The 15,852-nt window shown below is 70.3% G+C and carries 14 protein-coding genes; 9 read left to right on the top strand and 5 right to left on the bottom strand.

Features of this window, described 5'->3' with window-relative positions:
* Positions 1-36 precede the first annotated feature (36 nt).
* Positions 37-1,458, bottom strand: a complete 1,422-nt coding sequence (sufB, locus tag ACWCPI_RS02880) for a Fe-S cluster assembly protein SufB (protein WP_388811940.1) — start codon at positions 1,456-1,458, stop codon at positions 37-39.
* A complete protein-coding gene (locus ACWCPI_RS02885) occupies positions 1,455-2,225 on the bottom strand; it encodes a helix-turn-helix transcriptional regulator (RefSeq protein WP_451036417.1) in 771 nt (256 codons plus the stop codon). Before ACWCPI_RS02885 ends, sufB begins: the two co-directional genes overlap by 4 nt.
* Before the next feature lie 161 nt (positions 2,226-2,386).
* On the opposite strand from ACWCPI_RS02885, the gene ACWCPI_RS02890 reads away from it, so the two are divergent.
* The 4 genes from ACWCPI_RS02890 to ACWCPI_RS02905 all read left to right on the top strand — a co-directional run bounded on the left by ACWCPI_RS02890 (position 2,387) and on the right by ACWCPI_RS02905 (position 6,023).
* On the top strand, positions 2,387-3,184 hold the full coding sequence (locus ACWCPI_RS02890; RefSeq protein WP_451036418.1) for an aminoglycoside N(3)-acetyltransferase: 798 nt from the start codon (positions 2,387-2,389) through the stop codon (positions 3,182-3,184).
* Between the two features lie 68 nt (positions 3,185-3,252).
* Entirely contained in the window at positions 3,253-4,176 is a 924-nt protein-coding gene (locus ACWCPI_RS02895) for an ABC transporter ATP-binding protein (RefSeq protein WP_451036419.1), read from the top strand.
* A 50-nt stretch (positions 4,177-4,226) separates the two neighbouring features.
* Positions 4,227-4,943, top strand: a complete 717-nt coding sequence (locus tag ACWCPI_RS02900) for an ABC transporter permease (RefSeq protein WP_451036807.1) — start codon at positions 4,227-4,229, stop codon at positions 4,941-4,943.
* A 66-nt stretch (positions 4,944-5,009) separates the two neighbouring features.
* Positions 5,010-6,023: a COX15/CtaA family protein gene (locus tag ACWCPI_RS02905; RefSeq protein ID WP_451036420.1), complete on the top strand. Its 1,014-nt coding sequence runs from the start codon at positions 5,010-5,012 to the stop codon at positions 6,021-6,023.
* A 136-nt stretch (positions 6,024-6,159) separates the two neighbouring features.
* Here ACWCPI_RS02905 and ACWCPI_RS02910 read toward each other — a convergent pair whose 3' ends face one another.
* From ACWCPI_RS02910 to ACWCPI_RS02920, 3 genes are all read right to left on the bottom strand, one after another.
* The gene (locus tag ACWCPI_RS02910) at positions 6,160-7,266 is read right to left on the bottom strand and encodes an amidohydrolase family protein (RefSeq protein ID WP_451036421.1); all 1,107 of its coding nucleotides are present in this window, start codon (positions 7,264-7,266) and stop codon (positions 6,160-6,162) included.
* 103 nt (positions 7,267-7,369) lie between these two features.
* Positions 7,370-7,702 (bottom strand): hypothetical protein, encoded by a 333-nt coding sequence (locus ACWCPI_RS02915; protein WP_451036422.1) that lies wholly within the window; start codon positions 7,700-7,702, stop codon positions 7,370-7,372.
* Positions 7,703-7,778: 76 nt separating this feature from the next.
* Positions 7,779-8,756: a heme o synthase gene (locus ACWCPI_RS02920; RefSeq protein WP_451036423.1), complete on the bottom strand. Its 978-nt coding sequence runs from the start codon at positions 8,754-8,756 to the stop codon at positions 7,779-7,781.
* A 338-nt stretch (positions 8,757-9,094) separates the two neighbouring features.
* On the opposite strand from ACWCPI_RS02920, the gene tkt reads away from it, so the two are divergent.
* Genes tkt through pgl form a run of 5 tightly spaced genes read left to right on the top strand, consistent with a single transcriptional unit; the run spans position 9,095 to position 15,808 of the window.
* Entirely contained in the window at positions 9,095-11,197 is a 2,103-nt protein-coding gene (tkt, locus tag ACWCPI_RS02925; RefSeq protein WP_451036424.1) for a transketolase, read from the top strand.
* 34 nt (positions 11,198-11,231) lie between these two features.
* Positions 11,232-12,350 (top strand): transaldolase, encoded by a 1,119-nt coding sequence (gene tal / locus ACWCPI_RS02930; RefSeq protein ID WP_451036425.1) that lies wholly within the window; start codon positions 11,232-11,234, stop codon positions 12,348-12,350.
* A gap of 4 nt (positions 12,351-12,354) precedes the next feature.
* Positions 12,355-13,893 carry a glucose-6-phosphate dehydrogenase gene (gene zwf / locus ACWCPI_RS02935; RefSeq protein ID WP_451036426.1) on the top strand — a complete coding sequence of 513 codons (1,539 nt, stop codon included), beginning with the start codon at positions 12,355-12,357 and terminating at the stop codon, positions 13,891-13,893.
* Complete coding sequence (gene opcA / locus ACWCPI_RS02940; RefSeq protein ID WP_451036427.1) at positions 13,890-15,029, top strand: glucose-6-phosphate dehydrogenase assembly protein OpcA; 1,140 nt, start codon at positions 13,890-13,892, stop codon at positions 15,027-15,029. Before zwf ends, opcA begins: the two co-directional genes overlap by 4 nt.
* Positions 15,026-15,808, top strand: coding sequence for a 6-phosphogluconolactonase (gene pgl / locus ACWCPI_RS02945; protein WP_451036428.1), 783 nt, complete (start codon positions 15,026-15,028; stop codon positions 15,806-15,808). The genes opcA and pgl overlap by 4 nt, the downstream gene beginning before the upstream one ends.
* Positions 15,809-15,852 lie beyond the last annotated feature (44 nt).

Below are 15,852 nucleotides of genomic sequence, written 5' to 3' on the forward strand. Positions count from 1 at the left end.
AGGCGGGCCGCCTGCTGCCGGACGGAACGGCGGTTCTTAACCGACCGCGCCTTCCATCTGCAGCTCGATCAGCCGGTTGAGCTCCAGCGCGTACTCCATCGGCAGCTCCTTGGCGATCGGCTCGACGAAGCCGCGCACGATCATCGCCATCGCCTCGTCCTCGCTCAGACCGCGGCTCATCAGGTAGAAGAGCTGGTCCTCGGAGACCTTGGAGACGGTCGCCTCGTGGCCCATGGAGACATCGTCCTCGCGGACGTCGACGTACGGGTACGTGTCCGAACGCGAGATGGTGTCGACGAGCAGAGCGTCACAGAGCACGTTGGACTTCGCACCCGGGGCGCCCTCGCCGATCTCGATCAGACCGCGGTAGGAGGTACGGCCGCCGCCGCGCGCCACCGACTTGGAGACGATGTTCGAGGACGTGTTCGGGGCCATGTGGACCATCTTGGCGCCGGCGTCCTGGTGCTGGCCCTCGCCCGCGAAGGCGATGGACAGGGTCTCGCCCTTGGCGTGCTCGCCCATCAGGTAGACGGCCGGGTACTTCATCGTCACCTTGGAGCCGATGTTGCCGTCGATCCACTCCATGGTCGCGCCCTCGTAGGCGACGGCGCGCTTGGTGACCAGGTTGTAGACGTTGTTCGACCAGTTCTGGATGGTCGTGTAGCGGCAGCGGGCGTTCTTCTTGACGATGATCTCGACGACCGCGGAGTGCAGCGAGTCCGACTTGTAGATCGGAGCGGTGCAGCCCTCGACGTAGTGCACGTAGGCGCCCTCGTCGACGATGATCAGGGTGCGCTCGAACTGGCCCATGTTCTCGGTGTTGATCCGGAAGTAGGCCTGGAGCGGGATCTCCACGTGCACGCCCTTCGGCACGTAGATGAAGGAGCCACCGGACCACACGGCGGTGTTCAGCGCGGCGAACTTGTTGTCACCGGCCGGGATGACGGTGCCGAAGTACTCCTTGAAGAGCTCCGGGTGCTCCTTCAGCGCGGTGTCGGTGTCGAGGAAGATGACGCCCTGCTCCTCCAGGTCCTCACGGATCTGGTGGTAGACGACCTCCGACTCGTACTGGGCGGCGACACCGGCGACGAGGCGCTGCTTCTCGGCCTCCGGGATGCCCAGCTTGTCGTAGGTGTTCTTGATGTCCTCGGGCAGGTCCTCCCAGGACGCCGCCTGCTTCTCCGTGGAGCGCACGAAGTACTTGATGTTGTCGAAGTCGATGCCCGACAGGTCCGAGCCCCAGTTCGGCATGGGCTTCTTCTCGAAGAGCTTCAGGCCCTTGAGGCGCAGCTTGGTCATCCACTCCGGCTCCGACTTCTTGCCGGAGATGTCGCGGACGACGTCCTCGTTCAGGCCGCGCTTCGCTGCGGCACCGGCCTCGTCGGAGTCGGCCCAGCCGTATTCGTACTTGCCCAGGCCCTCGAGCTCAGGGTGGGCAGTCTCCGTGGGGAGAGTCATGCGGGGTTCCTCCCGGCCGTGCTTGCAGATGCGTTGTCGCTGTGAACTTGCGTGTGGGAAATCTTGGGGATGAACGTCGTGCAGACGCCGTCGCCGTGCGCGATGGTCGCCAGCCGCTGGACGTGCGTCCCGAGCAGTTCGGCGAAGATCTCCGTCTCCGCCTCGCACAGCTGCGGGAACTGCTCCGCGACATGGGCGACCGGGCAGTGGTGCTGGCAGAGCTGCTCGCCTTTTTGAGGGAGGGGTGCGCTGCGCGCCGTTGCAGCGTACCCGTCTGCGCTCAGGGCCTTGGCCAGGGCTTCGGTGCGCTGGTCGGGGCTGACGGCCTCGATCGCCTTGCGGTACGCGCGTGCCTGGGCGGTGATCCGGGCGCGGGCGAAGGCGGCGACCGCCTCGCTGCCGCCCTCGCGCTCGGCGATCCACTTGAGGGCGTCCGCGGCGAGCGTGTCGTAGGACTGGTCGAAGGCGTCGCGACCGCAGTCGGTGAGCGCGAAGACCTTGGCGGGACGGCCGCGGGTGCGCGTGCCGTAGACCCGCTGCTCCCGGGCCTGAACGACGTCGTCCGCGACGAGCGCGTCCAGATGCCTGCGCACGGCGGCATGGGTGAGACCCAGCCGGCCGGCCAGCTCGGCGACGGTCGAGGGCCCGTGGTCCAGGATGGACCGCGCGACCCGGTTGCGCGTCGAGCGGTCCGAGCGCATCCCAGCCGCGAGCTCTTCCTGAGGGGCCCCCACGGGGGTCTCCCGAGCCTCGCCGACGTTTTTCACAACGCCATTGTTGCGTAATTCCTCAAAGGCAGGCAAGCGGCGTCCGGCCGGACGGATGGTGCCCTGCGTCACTTAGGCATACCTAATCTGACCTGCGGAAACGATCTTTGATCGATCAAATCGGTGGCATGACAAGGCGGTCTCCTGGACACTCCCGAAACATGTCGACACCCCCTCCCACCGGCCCTCTTGTCACCCGCGGGGCCCTCGCCGCACAGCTGCGCGAGCTAGGCGTCCGAAGCGGTGAAACGCTCCTCGTCCACTCCTCCCTCAGCTCCCTCGGATGGGTCTGCGGAGGGGCCGTCACCGTCGTCCAGGGGCTGCTCGACGCCCTCGGCCCGCACGGCACGCTCGTGGTCCCCACCCAGTCCGGCGACCTCTGCGATCCGAGCGTGTGGAGCAATCCCCCGGTGCCCGAGGAGTGGTGGGACACCATCCGGGCCACGATGCCGGCGTACGACCCCCTCGTCACGCCCAGCCTCGGCGTCGGCGTGATCCCCGAGACCGTACGGACATGGCCGGGCGCCTTGCGCAGCGCCCATCCGCAGACCTCGTTCGCCGCCGTCGGACCCCGCGCGCGGCACCTGACCGAGGGGCACGCGACCGACTGCCGCCTCGGCGAGCGCAGCCCGCTGGCCCGGCTGGAGGCACTCGACGCGCGCGTGCTGCTGCTCGGTGCCGGCTACGACACGTGCACCTGCTTCCATCTGGCCGAGTACCGGATCCCGTCACCGCTGGTGAAGGTGGGACGCCCGGGGCCCGCGGGGTGGGAGGTGGTCACCGAGGTGTCGATCACCTCGGAGCGGTTCGACGAGCTGGGCCATGACTTCGAGCGGGACCGTCCCGTCGTACGCGGGAAGGCGGGCGCGGCCGACGTACGGCTCTTTCCGCTGGCCGACGCGGTGGCGTACGCGCAGCGGTGGCTGGCGATCCACCGGCCCCGCGCGGAGGAGATCTGACCCGATCGGGCCGGGAGAGGCGCACCCGGCCGTCCGGGTGACGGGCCGCCTACCTAGACTCTGGAGCCATGCGAACTGAGCCCGTGGTCGAAGTCCAGGCCCTGGTGAAGCGGTACGGCACGAAGACCGCGGTGGACGGCCTCGACCTGGTGGCCCGGGCAGGTGTGACCGCGGTGCTCGGCCCCAACGGTGCGGGCAAGACCACGACGGTCGAGACCTGCGAGGGCTACCGCGAGCCGGACTCCGGCACGGTGCGTGTCCTGGGTCTCGACCCCGTGAGGCAGTCCGGCGAACTGCGGCCGCGCATCGGCGTCATGCTCCAGTCCGGCGGTGTCTACTCGGGAGCGCGCGCGGACGAGATGCTGCGCCATGTCGCCAAGCTGCACGCGCACCCCCTGGACGTCGACGCCCTGATCGAGCGGCTCGGGCTGGGCGGTTGCGGCCGTACCACCTACCGCCGCCTCTCCGGCGGCCAGCAGCAGCGGCTCGCCCTCGCCATGGCCGTGGTCGGCCGCCCCGAGCTGGTCTTCCTCGACGAGCCGACCGCCGGTCTCGACCCGCAGGCCCGCCGGGCCACCTGGGACCTGGTCCGGGACCTGCGCGCCGACGGCGTCTCCGTGATCCTGACGACCCACTACATGGACGAGGCCGAGCAGCTCGCCGACGACGTCGCGATCATCGACGCGGGCCGGGTCATCGCCCAGGGCTCCCCCGAGGAGCTGTGCCGGGGCGGCGCCGAGAACACGCTCCGCTTCACCGGCCGCCCCGGCCTGGACGTGGGGTCCCTGCTCAAGGCCCTGCCCGCCGACTGCACGGCGGCCGAGCTGACGCCGGGGTCGTACCGGGTGGTCGGCAAGGTCGACCCGCAGCTGCTCGCGACGGTGACGTCCTGGTGCGCGCAGCACGGGGTGATGCCGGACCGTATCTCGGTGGAGCGGCACACGCTCGAAGACGTCTTCCTGGAGCTCACCGGCAAGGAGCTGCGCTCGTGACGACCACCGGCACCTACACCCCCCGGCCGGGCGCGGCGCCCCTGCACCGCATGATCGCGGCCCAGGCGGCGCTGGAGACCAAGATGCTGCTGCGCAACGGCGAGCAGCTGCTGCTGACCGTCGTGATCCCCACCCTGCTGCTGGTGCTGTTCAGCTCGGTGGACATCATCGACACCGGCGCCGCGGAGGCCGTCGATTTCCTGGCCCCCGGCATCCTCGCGCTGGCCGTGATGTCGACGGCGTTCACCGGGCAGGCGATCGCGACGGGATTCGAGCGCCGGTACGGCGTACTGAAGCGGCTGGCCTCCTCACCGCTGCCCCGCTGGGCCCTGATGACGGCCAAGACGGTGTCCGTGCTGGTCACCGAGGTCCTCCAGATCGCCCTGCTCACGGCGATCGCCTTCGCGCTCGGCTGGTCGCCGCACGGCGGTCCGGCGGCGGTCGTGCTCCTGCTGGTCCTGGGGACGGCCGCCTTCTCGGGGCTGGGCCTGCTGATGGCGGGCACGCTCAGGGCCGAGGCCACGCTCGCCGCCGCCAACCTGGTGTTCCTGCTGCTGCTCGTCGGCGGCGGTGTGATCGTGCCGCTGGAGAAGTTCCCGGCCGCCGCCCAGGACGTCCTCGCCCTGCTGCCCGTCTCGGCGCTCTCCGACGGGCTGCGGGACGTGCTTCAGCACGGGGGCGGGATGCCGTGGGGCGACCTGGGGATCCTGGCCGTGTGGGCGGTCCTGGGGCTGACCGCGGCAGGGAGGTTCTTCCGCTGGGAGTGAGGGCCTCGCACCCGGTGGCGGGACCCTCGTGAAAGCGTGCACAAGCGGCCGCCTACGATAGGGCGCGTGCCAAACCTGACCCGCGCCGACGCCCTGGCGGTCGTGCGCAACCCGCTCGCCTTCATCGCCGCACGCTGGACCCCGGACCCGCGGACGGTCCGACGCGCTGCCCTCACCGCGCTCGTGATGTCGGTGATCATCGTGGTCACCGGTGGCGCGGTACGGCTCACCGGTTCCGGACTCGGCTGCCCGACCTGGCCCAAGTGCACCGACGACTCGCTCACCGCCACCCGCGAGATGGGCCTGCACGGCGCGATCGAGTTCGGCAACCGCCTGCTGACGTACGTGCTGTGCGCGGCCGTCGGCTGGGCGATCATCGCCGCCCGGTCGACCGAGCCGCACCGGCGCGGCCTGACCCGGCTGGGCTGGGCCCAGTTCTGGATCGTCATGAGCAACGCCGTGCTCGGCGGCATCGTGGTCCTGGTCGGCCTGAACCCGTACACGGTCGCGGCCCACTTCGTGGCGACGTCCGCCCTCATCGCGGTCGCGACGGTGATGTGGCAGCGCACCCGGGAGGGTGACGCGGAGCCACGCCCCCTGGTCGGCAAGGCCGTGCGGCAGCTGGTGTGGGTGATGGTCGGGGCCTCGGTGCTGCTGATCCTGGTCGGCACCGTGGTGACCGGCGCCGGTCCGCACGCGGGCGACTCCAGCGAGGTCGAGCGGATGCCGCTCGACTGGGAGAACGTCACCAAGCTGCACGCCGTGCTGGCGTGGATCGTGGTCACGCTGACGTTCGCCCTGTGGTTCGTCCTGAAGGCGGTCGACTCCCCGAAGGGACCGCTGAACCGCACCCGCGACCTCTTCGTGATCCTCCTCGCCCAGGGCGCGATCGGCTACGTCCAGTACTTCACGGACCTTCCCGAGCTCCTGGTCGGCCTGCACATGCTCGGCTCGGCGGTGACGTGGATCGCGGTGCTGCGCGTCCTGCTGGCCCTGCGGGAACGGCCCGAGGAGTCGGTGCCCGACCTGCCCCCTCAGTCGTACGACGCCACGAGCGCGTCGATGGCCGGGCCCAGGTAGTCCCGCGTCAGCCCGGCACCGCGCCGCCCACTCCTCGGTGGGCGGCGCGGTGCCGTCGTGGCTGGTCGACCTGTCGAGCGAGGCCTCCGTCGGCTTCCGCCCGGTCCGTACGGGACGCCACCGGTGGTGAACCCGGTCACTCCAGCCCATACACCCTTTTGGCGTTGCCCGCGGCGACCATGCCCGCCACGCGCTGCGCGTCCCCCAGCGACCATGCCCCCTCGGCCACCCAGCCCCCGAGCACCCTGGCGAGGGCCTCGCGGAACAGACCGGCGCCGACGACGTGCAGTTCGGGCAGGCCCTGGGCGCCGCTGGAGAAGAGGATCTTGCCGAAGGGGGCCAGTTCAAGGATCTCGGCGAGGATCGTGGCGGCACGGGCGCCCGTGCGGATGAGCGCGGCGCCCGAGTCGGCGTAGACATGCGGGAAGACCCCGGCCAGGTGGGCGGCGTGGCGGTGGTACGGGTAGCCGTGCAGCAGGATCAGGTCGGTGCCGAGGCCGGCCGTGGCACGGACGAAGTCGGTGAGCAGCACCGGGTCCGTGCGGTCGATGCGCACGCCGGGCTCGCCCAGCCCCGCGTGCAGCTGGAGCGGCAGCCCCGACGCCACCGCGATCCACAGCAGGTGCCGCAGCAGCACGGGGTCGGTCAGCTCACCGCCGACGCTGCGGGCCGCGAGCCAGCGCCCCGCCGCGCCTCGCACCTCCCCCGGCCCCGGCGGCTCGGGCGCGAGCGCGAGACCGTGCCGTACGCCCGCGACGGACGTGAAGGCGACGGCGTGCACGGCCGCGCCGTGCACCGATTCGGCGAGGTTGGCCAGGAAGGACTCGACGGTGCCGGAGGTGTCGGCGACCTGTTCGGCGAGGAGTTCGAGACGCACGATCTCACGGGCCTCGGCGGAGGCGGCGGAGGCCAGCTCGGTGGGGCCGGTGAGGTCGCCGGGGACGCCGGAGTCGATCAGATAGGTGGTGATGCCGCTGCCGCGCAGCAGGCGCCGGCCCGCCTCGAACACCCCGAGTTCACGGCGCCGGGCCAGGTAGCGGGCGGGCGGGCAGTGCGGCTCCAGCCCCAGGAGCGGAGGGCACCAGCGGCGTACGGCGAAGCCGGTCTGCGTGTCGAACAGGGTGGTGCCGGGCGCGGGCGGGCCCTCGGTGCGGGCCAGCTGGGCCTCGAAGGTGCCGAGGCCCAGCTCCGTCCTCAGTACGCCGTGGCAGTACTGGTCCACGAGGGACGGCGTTTCGATCATCCGGACTCCCCGTTGCTGGACCGTGTTATCCCTACAGGTCCTAACGGGTGAACCGGGCTTCAGGTGTTGGTGTCACACACCCCGTGCGAAAAAACGACCGGTCTCAGCCGTTGCTGGGTCCGCCGACCTGGATGCCCGCCATGCGGCTCCACTCGTACGGACCGGTCTTCACCTTCGCCGCGAACTCGCCGTCGAACGCCTCGTGGGCCGTGACGCCGGCCTTCGCGACCGCCTTCTCGGCGATCTCGTACGACGGTGCGACGAGGTCGCCCCAGCCGCCGTCCTCGCCCACGAGCACGATGCGGGCGCCGCGCTGCCCGATGTACGCGACCTGGGCCTCGGCTCCGCCGTGGGACTTGGCGAAGGATCCGATCTGCTTGGCCAGCTTGGCCACCCTGCGCTCGGCCCGAGCGTCAACCTGCTGCGTGTCTGCCATGGCAGGGATGCTACTCACCGGTAGATCGCCTGGCGAGAGCAGGGCTCTGTGACCTGCATCAGCAGGGCTCTGTGACCTATGTCAGAGCGGGGACGAACGGGTCGACCGCCACGGCCACGAAGAGCAGCGAGACATAGGTGATCGACCAGTGGAACAGGCGCATCTCCTTCAGCTTCCCGCCCGTCACCTCCGCCTTCGCACGGTTCTGCAGGGCGTGTGCCTCCCACAGCCACCAGCCGCCCGCCGCCAGGGCGACGGCGGTGTAGAACCAGCCCGTGTAGCCGAGGGGGGTGAGCAGCAGGGAGACGGCGACCATCACCCAGCTGTAGATCACGATCTGCTTGGCGACCACTTTGTTGGAGGCGATGACCGGCAGCATCGGGACGCCCACGCGCGCGTAGTCGTCCTTCACCTTCATGGAGAGCGGCCAGTAGTGCGGCGGCGTCCAGAAGAAGATGACGAGGAAGAGGATGAGCGGCGCCCAGGTGAGGGAGTTCGTCACGGCCGTCCAGCCGATCAGCACCGGCATGCAGCCCGCGATGCCGCCCCAGACGATGTTCTGCGAGGTGCGGCGCTTGAGGATCATCGTGTAGACGACGACGTAGAAGAGCAGCGCTCCGAGGGCGAGCCAGGCACTCAGCCAGTTGACGGTGAGCCCGAACAGCAGGGTGGACACGACCGCCAGCGTGATGCCGAAGGCCAGGCACTCGCGCGGGCTGACCATCCCGGTGACCAGCGGGCGCTGCGAGGTGCGGTCCATGAGCGCGTCGATGTCGCGGTCGATGTACATGTTCAGCGCGTTGGCGCCGCCTGCCGACAGGTAGCCGCCGACGCAGGTCAGCAGGACCAGCGTCAGGTCGGGCACTCCCTGCTCGGCCAGGAACATCACCGGAACGGTGGTGATGAGCAGCAGCTCGATGATCCGCGGCTTGGTCAGCGCCACGAACGCCTTGACCCGGGCCCCGATCGGCCGCCGGCTCGGGCTCTGGCTCGTCCCGATAATCCCCGCTGGACGGGATTCAACGGCCGTCACGCACACCCCTGACAGAGACATCCCAGCGAGCCTCCCCCTGTGAAGTCCCGGTAAAGGCTCGCGCGTACCACGCCACTGTAGACGTTGCCCAGACCCGGACATTCGCGGGGGTCGGGTCGTGTTGAGGAGGGCCCTCGTCGGAGTCCCGCACGACTCCGTTGAGCACTCGTACGAGCGGCTGCGTATTCACTTGCCGAATGCGGTCCCGCCCAGTCGGGAGGCGGACGGCAAAGAGTCCCGGCAGTCTGGAATGACTCGAAAAGACGCACGTACTTACGGGGGTAGGCTCGACCACGGCCGGGCGCCCGATGCACCGGCATTCGACATGCGTGACATGTGGAGAGGAGCCCTGACCCAGGGTGAGCACCAAGCCGACCACCACAGACCTCGAGTGGACCGAGTTGGACCAGCGGGCCGTCGACACCGCCCGTGTCCTGGCCGCCGATGCCGTACAGAAGGTCGGCAACGGCCATCCGGGTACGGCGATGAGCCTGGCACCTGCCGCCTACACCCTCTTCCAGAAGGTGATGCGGCACGACCCGGCGGACGCCGACTGGGTCGGGCGCGACCGGTTCGTGCTGTCCGCCGGCCACTCGTCCCTGACCCTGTACACCCAGCTGTACCTGGCCGGTTTCGGCCTGGAGCTGGACGACCTGAAGTCGTTCCGCACCTGGGGTTCGAAGACTCCCGGTCACCCCGAGTACGGCCACACCACGGGCGTGGAGACGACGACCGGCCCGCTGGGCCAGGGTGTCGCCAACGCCGTCGGCATGGCGATGGCCGCGCGCTACGAGCGTGGCCTGTTCGACCCGGAGGCCCCGGAGGGCACCTCGCCCTTCGACCACTTCGTGTACGTGATCGCCGGTGACGGCTGTCTGCAGGAGGGCATCTCCGCCGAGGCGTCCTCGCTGGCCGGCCACCAGAAGCTGGGCAACCTGGTCCTGCTGTGGGACGACAACCACATCTCGATCGAGGGCGACACCGAGACGGCCGTCTCCGAGGACGTCTGCAAGCGCTACGAGGCGTACGGCTGGCATGTGCAGCGCGTCGAGCCGCAGGAGAGCGGCGACCTCGACCCGGCCGCCATCTACGACGCCGTCCAGAAGGCCAAGGCGGTCACCGACAAGCCGTCCTTCATCGCGATGCGCTCGATCATCGCCTGGCCCGCCCCCAACGCGCAGAACACCGAGGCCGCCCACGGCTCCGCGCTCGGTGACGAGGAGGTCGCGGCCACCAAGCGCGTCCTCGGCTTCGACCCCGAGCGGACCTTCGAGGTCGCCGACGAGGTCATCGCCCACACCCGGGGCGCCCTGGAGCGCGGGCAGGCCGCCCGCGCCGTGTGGGAGAAGGCGTTCCAGCAGTGGCGGGACAACAACCCCGAGCGCGCCGCCGAGTACGACCGGATCAGCAAGGGCGAGCTGCCCACCGGCTGGGAGGAGAAGGTCCCGGTCTTCGAGCCCGGCAAGGCGGTCGCGACGCGTGCCGCCTCCGGCAAGGTGCTCCAGGCCCTCGGCGCGGTCATCCCGGAGCTGTGGGGCGGTTCGGCCGACCTGGCCGGCTCCAACAACACCACGATCGACAAGACGTCGTCGTTCCTTCCGGCGGACAACCCGCTGCCGGAGGCGGACCCGTACGGCCGCACGATCCACTTCGGCATCCGCGAGCACGCCATGGCCGCGGAGATGAACGGCATCGCGCTGCACGGCAACACCCGTATCTACGGCGGCACCTTCCTGGTGTTCTCCGACTACATGCGCAACGCCGTGCGCCTGTCGGCGCTGATGCACCTTCCGGTGACGTACGTGTGGACGCACGACTCCATCGGTCTCGGTGAGGACGGCCCCACCCACCAGCCGATCGAGCACCTCGCGTCCCTGCGCGCCATCCCGGGTCTGAACATCGTCCGTCCGGCGGACGCCAATGAGACGGCGATCGCCTGGCGCGAGATCCTCGGGCGCTACACCAAGGAGTTCGGCAAGGGCCGGCCGCACGGTCTGGCGCTGACCCGTCAGGGTGTGCCGACGTACGAGGCCAACGAGGACGCCGCGCGCGGCGGCTACGTGATGTTCGAGGCCGAAGGGCCCTCCGGGCAGAGCACTGCGCCGCAGGTCGTCCTCATCGCGACCGGTTCCGAGGTGCACGTGGCCGTCGAGGCGCGCGAGCAGCTCCAGGCCGACGGGGTGCCGACGCGGGTCGTGTCCATGCCGTCCGTGGAGTGGTTCGAGGAGCAGGACCAGGGGTACCGGGACAGCGTCCTGCCGCCGTCCGTCAAGGCGCGTGTCGCGGTGGAGGCCGGTATCGGGCTGACCTGGCACAAGTACGTCGGGGAAGCGGGACGCATCGTTTCCCTGGAGCACTTCGGAGCTTCGGCCGACGGCAAGGTCCTCTTCCGGGAGTACGGCTTCACCGCCGAGAACGTGGCCACCGCCGCCCGGGAATCCCTCGCGGCGGCCCAGCGCTGACGCTGATATACGAGACGTAGGAGTTTGATTTTCCATGACAGACGCACTGAAGCGCCTCTCCGAGGAAGGCGTCGCGATCTGGCTGGACGACCTGTCGCGCCAGCGCATCACGTCCGGCAACCTCGCCGAGCTGATCGACCAGCAGCACGTCGTCGGTGTCACCACCAACCCGACGATCTTCCAGAAGGCGATCAGCAGCGGTGACGGCTACGACCAGCAGGTCGCCGACCTCGCCGCCCGCAAGGTCACGGTCGAAGAGGCGATCCGCATGATCACGACGGCGGACGTCCGGGACGCCGCCGACATCCTGCGCCCGGTCTTCGACGCCACCGACGGCCAGGACGGCCGGGTCTCCATCGAGGTCGACCCGCGGCTCGCGCACAACACCCGCGCGACGGTCGCCGAGGCCAAGCAGCTGGCCTGGCTGGTGGACCGGCCCAACACCCTCATCAAGATCCCGGCCACCAAGGCGGGCCTCCCGGCGATCACCGAGGTCATCGGCCTCGGTATCAGCGTCAACGTCACGCTGATCTTCTCGCTGGACCGCTACCGCGAGGTCATGGACGCCTACCTGGCGGGCCTGGAGAAGGCCAAGGAGCGCGGCCTGGACCTGTCGCTGATCCGCTCGGTGGCGTCCTTCTTCGTGTCCCGTGTGGACACCGAGATCGACAAGCGCCTCGACGCGCTGGGCACCGACGAGGCCAAGGCCGCCCGCGGCAAGGCGGGGGTGGCCAACGCGCGCCTCGCCTACCAGGCGTACGAGGAGGTCTTCTCCTCCGACCGCTGGTCGAAGCTGGAGAACGCGGGCGCCCGCAAGCAGCGTCCGCTGTGGGCCTCCACCGGCGTGAAGGACCCGGCCTACAAGCCGACCCTGTACGTCGACGACCTGGTCGCGCCGAACACGGTCAACACGATGCCGGAGGCCACCCTCCTGGCCACCGAGGAGCAGGGCGAGATCACCGGCAACACCGTCGCCGGCACCTACGAGCAGGCCCGCGCCGACCTGGACGCCGTGGAGAAGCTCGGCATCTCCTACGACGAGGTCGTCCAGCTGCTGGAGGACGAGGGCGTCGACAAGTTTGAGGCGTCCTGGAACGACCTGCTGAAGTCGACCGAGGCGGAGCTCCAGCGCCTCGCCCCCTCGGAGGGCTGATCCCTTGTCACCCTTCACCGTCACGGAAGCGAATCCGCTTCGTGACGCCGCCGACCGACGGCTCCCGCGTATCGCGGGGCCGTCGGGCCTGGTGATTTTCGGCGTTACGGGCGATTTGTCACGTAAGAAGCTGATGCCGGCCGTTTATGACCTCGCCAACCGGGGTCTGCTGCCGCCGGGATTCTCGCTCGTCGGATTCGCCCGTCGCGAGTGGGCCCACGAGGACTTCGCTCAGGAGGTCCACGACGCGGTCAAGGAGCACGCCCGGACCCCCTTCCGCGAGGAGGTCTGGCAGCAGCTCATCCAGGGCATGCGCTTCGTGCAGGGCACGTTCGACGACGACGACGCCTTCGAGCGGCTGCGGGCCACCATCGAGGAACTGGACAAGGCACAGGGCACGGGCGGCAACTTCGCCTTCTACCTGTCGGTGCCGCCACGCTCCTTCCCGGTGGTCATCCAGCAGCTGAAGAAGCACGGTCTCGCCGACCAGACGTCCGGCTCCTGGCGCCGCGCGGTCATCGAGAAGCCCTTCGGCCACGATCTGAAGTCCGCCGAGCGGCTGAACAAGGTCGTCCACGAGGTCTTCGCCCCGGACCAGGTCTTCCGCATCGACCACTACCTGGGCAAGGAGACCGTCCAGAACATCCTGGCGCTGCGCTTCGCCAACACGATGTTCGAGCCGATCTGGAACCGGTCCTTCGTGGACCACGTGCAGATCACCATGGCCGAGGACATCGGCATCGGCGGCCGCGCCGGCTACTACGACGGCATCGGCGCCGCCCGTGACGTCATCCAGAACCACCTCCTGCAGCTGATGGCCCTGACGGCCATGGAGGAGCCCGCCTCCTTCGACGCGGACGCGCTGGCCGCCGAGAAGACCAAGGTGCTCGGAGCCGTACGGCTGCCGAAGGACCTGGGCCGGGACACGGTGTTCGCGCAGTACGCGGCCGGCTGGCAGGGCGGCGCGAAGGCGGTCGGGTACCTCCAGGAGGAGGGCATCGACCCCAAGTCGAAGACCGACACGTACGCCGCGGTCAAACTGGAGATAGACAACCGCCGCTGGGCGGGCGTCCCCTTCTATCTGCGCACCGGCAAACGGCTGGGGCGGCGGGTGACGGAGATCGCCGTGGTGTTCCAGCGGGCGCCGCACTCCCCCTTCGACACGACGGCCACCGAGGAACTCGGCCAGAACGCGATCGTGATCCGCGTCCAGCCCGACGAAGGCGTGACGGTCCGCTTCGGTTCGAAGGTGCCGGGCACGTCGATGGAGATCCGGGACGTCTCGATGGACTTCGCCTACGGCGAGTCCTTCACGGAGACCAGCCCGGAGGCGTACGAGCGCCTGATCCTGGACGTCCTGCTCGGCGACGCCAACCTCTTCCCGCGCACCGAGGAGGTCGAGCTGTCCTGGAAGATCCTCGACCCGATCGAGGAGTTCTGGGACAAGCACGGCGCGCCGGCCCAGTACCCGGCCGGTACCTGGGGTCCGGTCGAGGCGGACGAAATGCTGGAGCGAGACGGACGGAGCTGGCGCCGGCCATGAAGATAGACCTCACGGACACCACCGCCAGCAAGATCAACAAGGCGTTGGTGCAGGGCCGCCGGGCCATCGGCACACCGGCCGTGGGCATGGTGCTCACGCTGGTCATCGTGACCGACGAGGAGAACGCGTACGACGCCCTGAAGGCCGCGAACGACGCCTCCGGCGAGCACCCCTCGCGCACCCTGGTCGTCATCAAGCGGGTCTCGCGCTCACCGCGCGACCGTACCCAGTCCCGGCTGGACGCCGAGGTGCGGGTGGGCGCGGACGCGGGCACCGGTGAGACGGTGGTGCTGCGGCTGTACGGCGAGGTGGCCGAGCACGCCCAGTCCGTCGTCCTGCCGCTGCTGCTGCCGGACGCGCCGGTGGTCGTCTGGTGGCCGGTGAACGCGCCGCTGGACCCGGCGAACGACCCGCTGGGCTCACTGGCCCAGCGCCGGGTGACGGACACCTACGCCGCCGAGCAGCCGGTGCGGGAGCTGTCCGCCCGTGCCGAGACCTACACGCCCGGCGACACGGACCTGTCGTGGACCCGGATCACGCCCTGGCGCTCGATGCTCGCGGCGGCTCTCGACCAGGTGGTCTGCGAGGTGAAGGCCGTCGAGGTGGAGGGCGAGGAGTTCAACCCGAGCTGTGAGCTGCTGGCGATGTGGCTCGCCGACCGGCTGGACGTGCCCGTGAAGCGGTCGCTGTCGTCGGGCCCCGGTCTGACCGCGGTCCGCATGGACACCGACTGCGGCCCGATAGCGCTGGACCGGGCGGACGGCTCGCTTGCGACCCTCTCCATCCAGGGCCAGCCGGACCGTGCGGTGGCGCTGAAGCGGCGGGAGACGGCCGAGCTGATCGCGGAGGAGCTGCGGCGGCTCGACCCGGACGACACCTACGCCTCGGCGCTGCGGTTCGGGGTGGGGCGGCTGGCCTCCGGATCGGTTCCTGCGGTTCGGCGCGCCGAGGCGGCCGAGGCCGCGCCGGCCGTGGCGGCGGCGCAGGCCGAGCAGGCGGGGCCCCGGGAGCCTGGGGACGAGGGGGGATCACCGGCCAAAGGAGAGGCGGTCGAGACTCCCGTCGAAGCCGCTGCGAAAGCACCCGCGAAGGAAGCGGCGGCACCGCAACCGGTGAAGAAGGCGGCGGCGAAGTGAGCACTCCGCAGCTGGTCGTGCACCACGACAAGGAGCTGATGGCGCAGGCCGCGGCGGCCCGGCTGATCACGAAGATCGTGGACGCCCAGGCCTCCCGGGGCTCGGCGTCCGTGGTCCTCACGGGTGGCCGCAACGGCAACGGCCTGCTGGCCGCGCTGGCGGCCGCCCCCGCCCGGGACGCCGTCGACTGGGCCCGCCTCGACCTGTGGTGGGGCGACGAGCGCTTCCTCCCCGAGGGCGACCCCGAGCGCAATGTCACGCAGGCCCGCGAGGCCCTGCTGGACGCGGTGCCGCTGGATCCCAAGCGCGTGCACGCCATGCCCGCGTCGGACGGCCCGTTCGGCTCGGACGTGGACGCGGCGGCCGCCTCGTACGCGGAGGAACTGGCGAGGGCGGCGGGTCCGGAGAACCACGGCGCGGTGCCGACGTTCGACGTCCTGATGCTCGGCGTGGGCCCCGACACCCACGTGGCGTCCCTCTTCCCGGAACTGCCGGCCGTGCGGGAGACGGAACGCACGGTCGTAGGGGTGCACGGCGCCCCCAAGCCCCCGCCGACCCGTGTGACCCTCACCCTCCCGGCGATCCGGGCGGCGCGGGAGGTCTGGCTCCTGGCGGCCGGCGAGGACAAGGCGCGGGCCGCGGCGATCGCCCTGTCGGGAGCGGGTGAGATCCAGGCCCCGGCGGCCGGAGCGTACGGCCGTTCCCGGACCCTGTGGCTCCTGGACGCGGCGGCGGCCTCGCAGTTGCCGCGGTCGCTGTATCCGCCGGCGTCCGCGTGAACGACCTTCGGGCCCTCGCTCCCCAGTGGAGCGAGGGCCCGAAG

It is taken from the genome of Streptomyces sp. NPDC001920 (genome assembly GCF_053594495.1).

Excerpts from the sequence above, each read along its gene's own strand:
- opcA (WP_451036427.1), top strand. The coding sequence starts at position 13,890 with ATGAAGATAGACCTCACGGACACCACCGCCAGCAAGATCAACAAGGCG.
- ACWCPI_RS02890 (WP_451036418.1), top strand. The coding sequence starts at position 2,387 with ATGTCGACACCCCCTCCCACCGGCCCTCTTGTCACCCGCGGGGCCCTC.
- ACWCPI_RS02900 (WP_451036807.1), top strand. The coding sequence starts at position 4,227 with ATGATCGCGGCCCAGGCGGCGCTGGAGACCAAGATGCTGCTGCGCAAC.
- tal (WP_451036425.1), top strand. The coding sequence starts at position 11,232 with ATGACAGACGCACTGAAGCGCCTCTCCGAGGAAGGCGTCGCGATCTGG.
- sufB (WP_388811940.1), bottom strand. The coding sequence starts at position 1,458 with ATGACTCTCCCCACGGAGACTGCCCACCCTGAGCTCGAGGGCCTGGGC.
- ACWCPI_RS02910 (WP_451036421.1), bottom strand. The coding sequence starts at position 7,266 with ATGATCGAAACGCCGTCCCTCGTGGACCAGTACTGCCACGGCGTACTG.
- ACWCPI_RS02895 (WP_451036419.1), top strand. The coding sequence starts at position 3,253 with ATGCGAACTGAGCCCGTGGTCGAAGTCCAGGCCCTGGTGAAGCGGTAC.
- ACWCPI_RS02915 (WP_451036422.1), bottom strand. The coding sequence starts at position 7,702 with ATGGCAGACACGCAGCAGGTTGACGCTCGGGCCGAGCGCAGGGTGGCC.
- ACWCPI_RS02920 (WP_451036423.1), bottom strand. The coding sequence starts at position 8,756 with ATGTCTCTGTCAGGGGTGTGCGTGACGGCCGTTGAATCCCGTCCAGCG.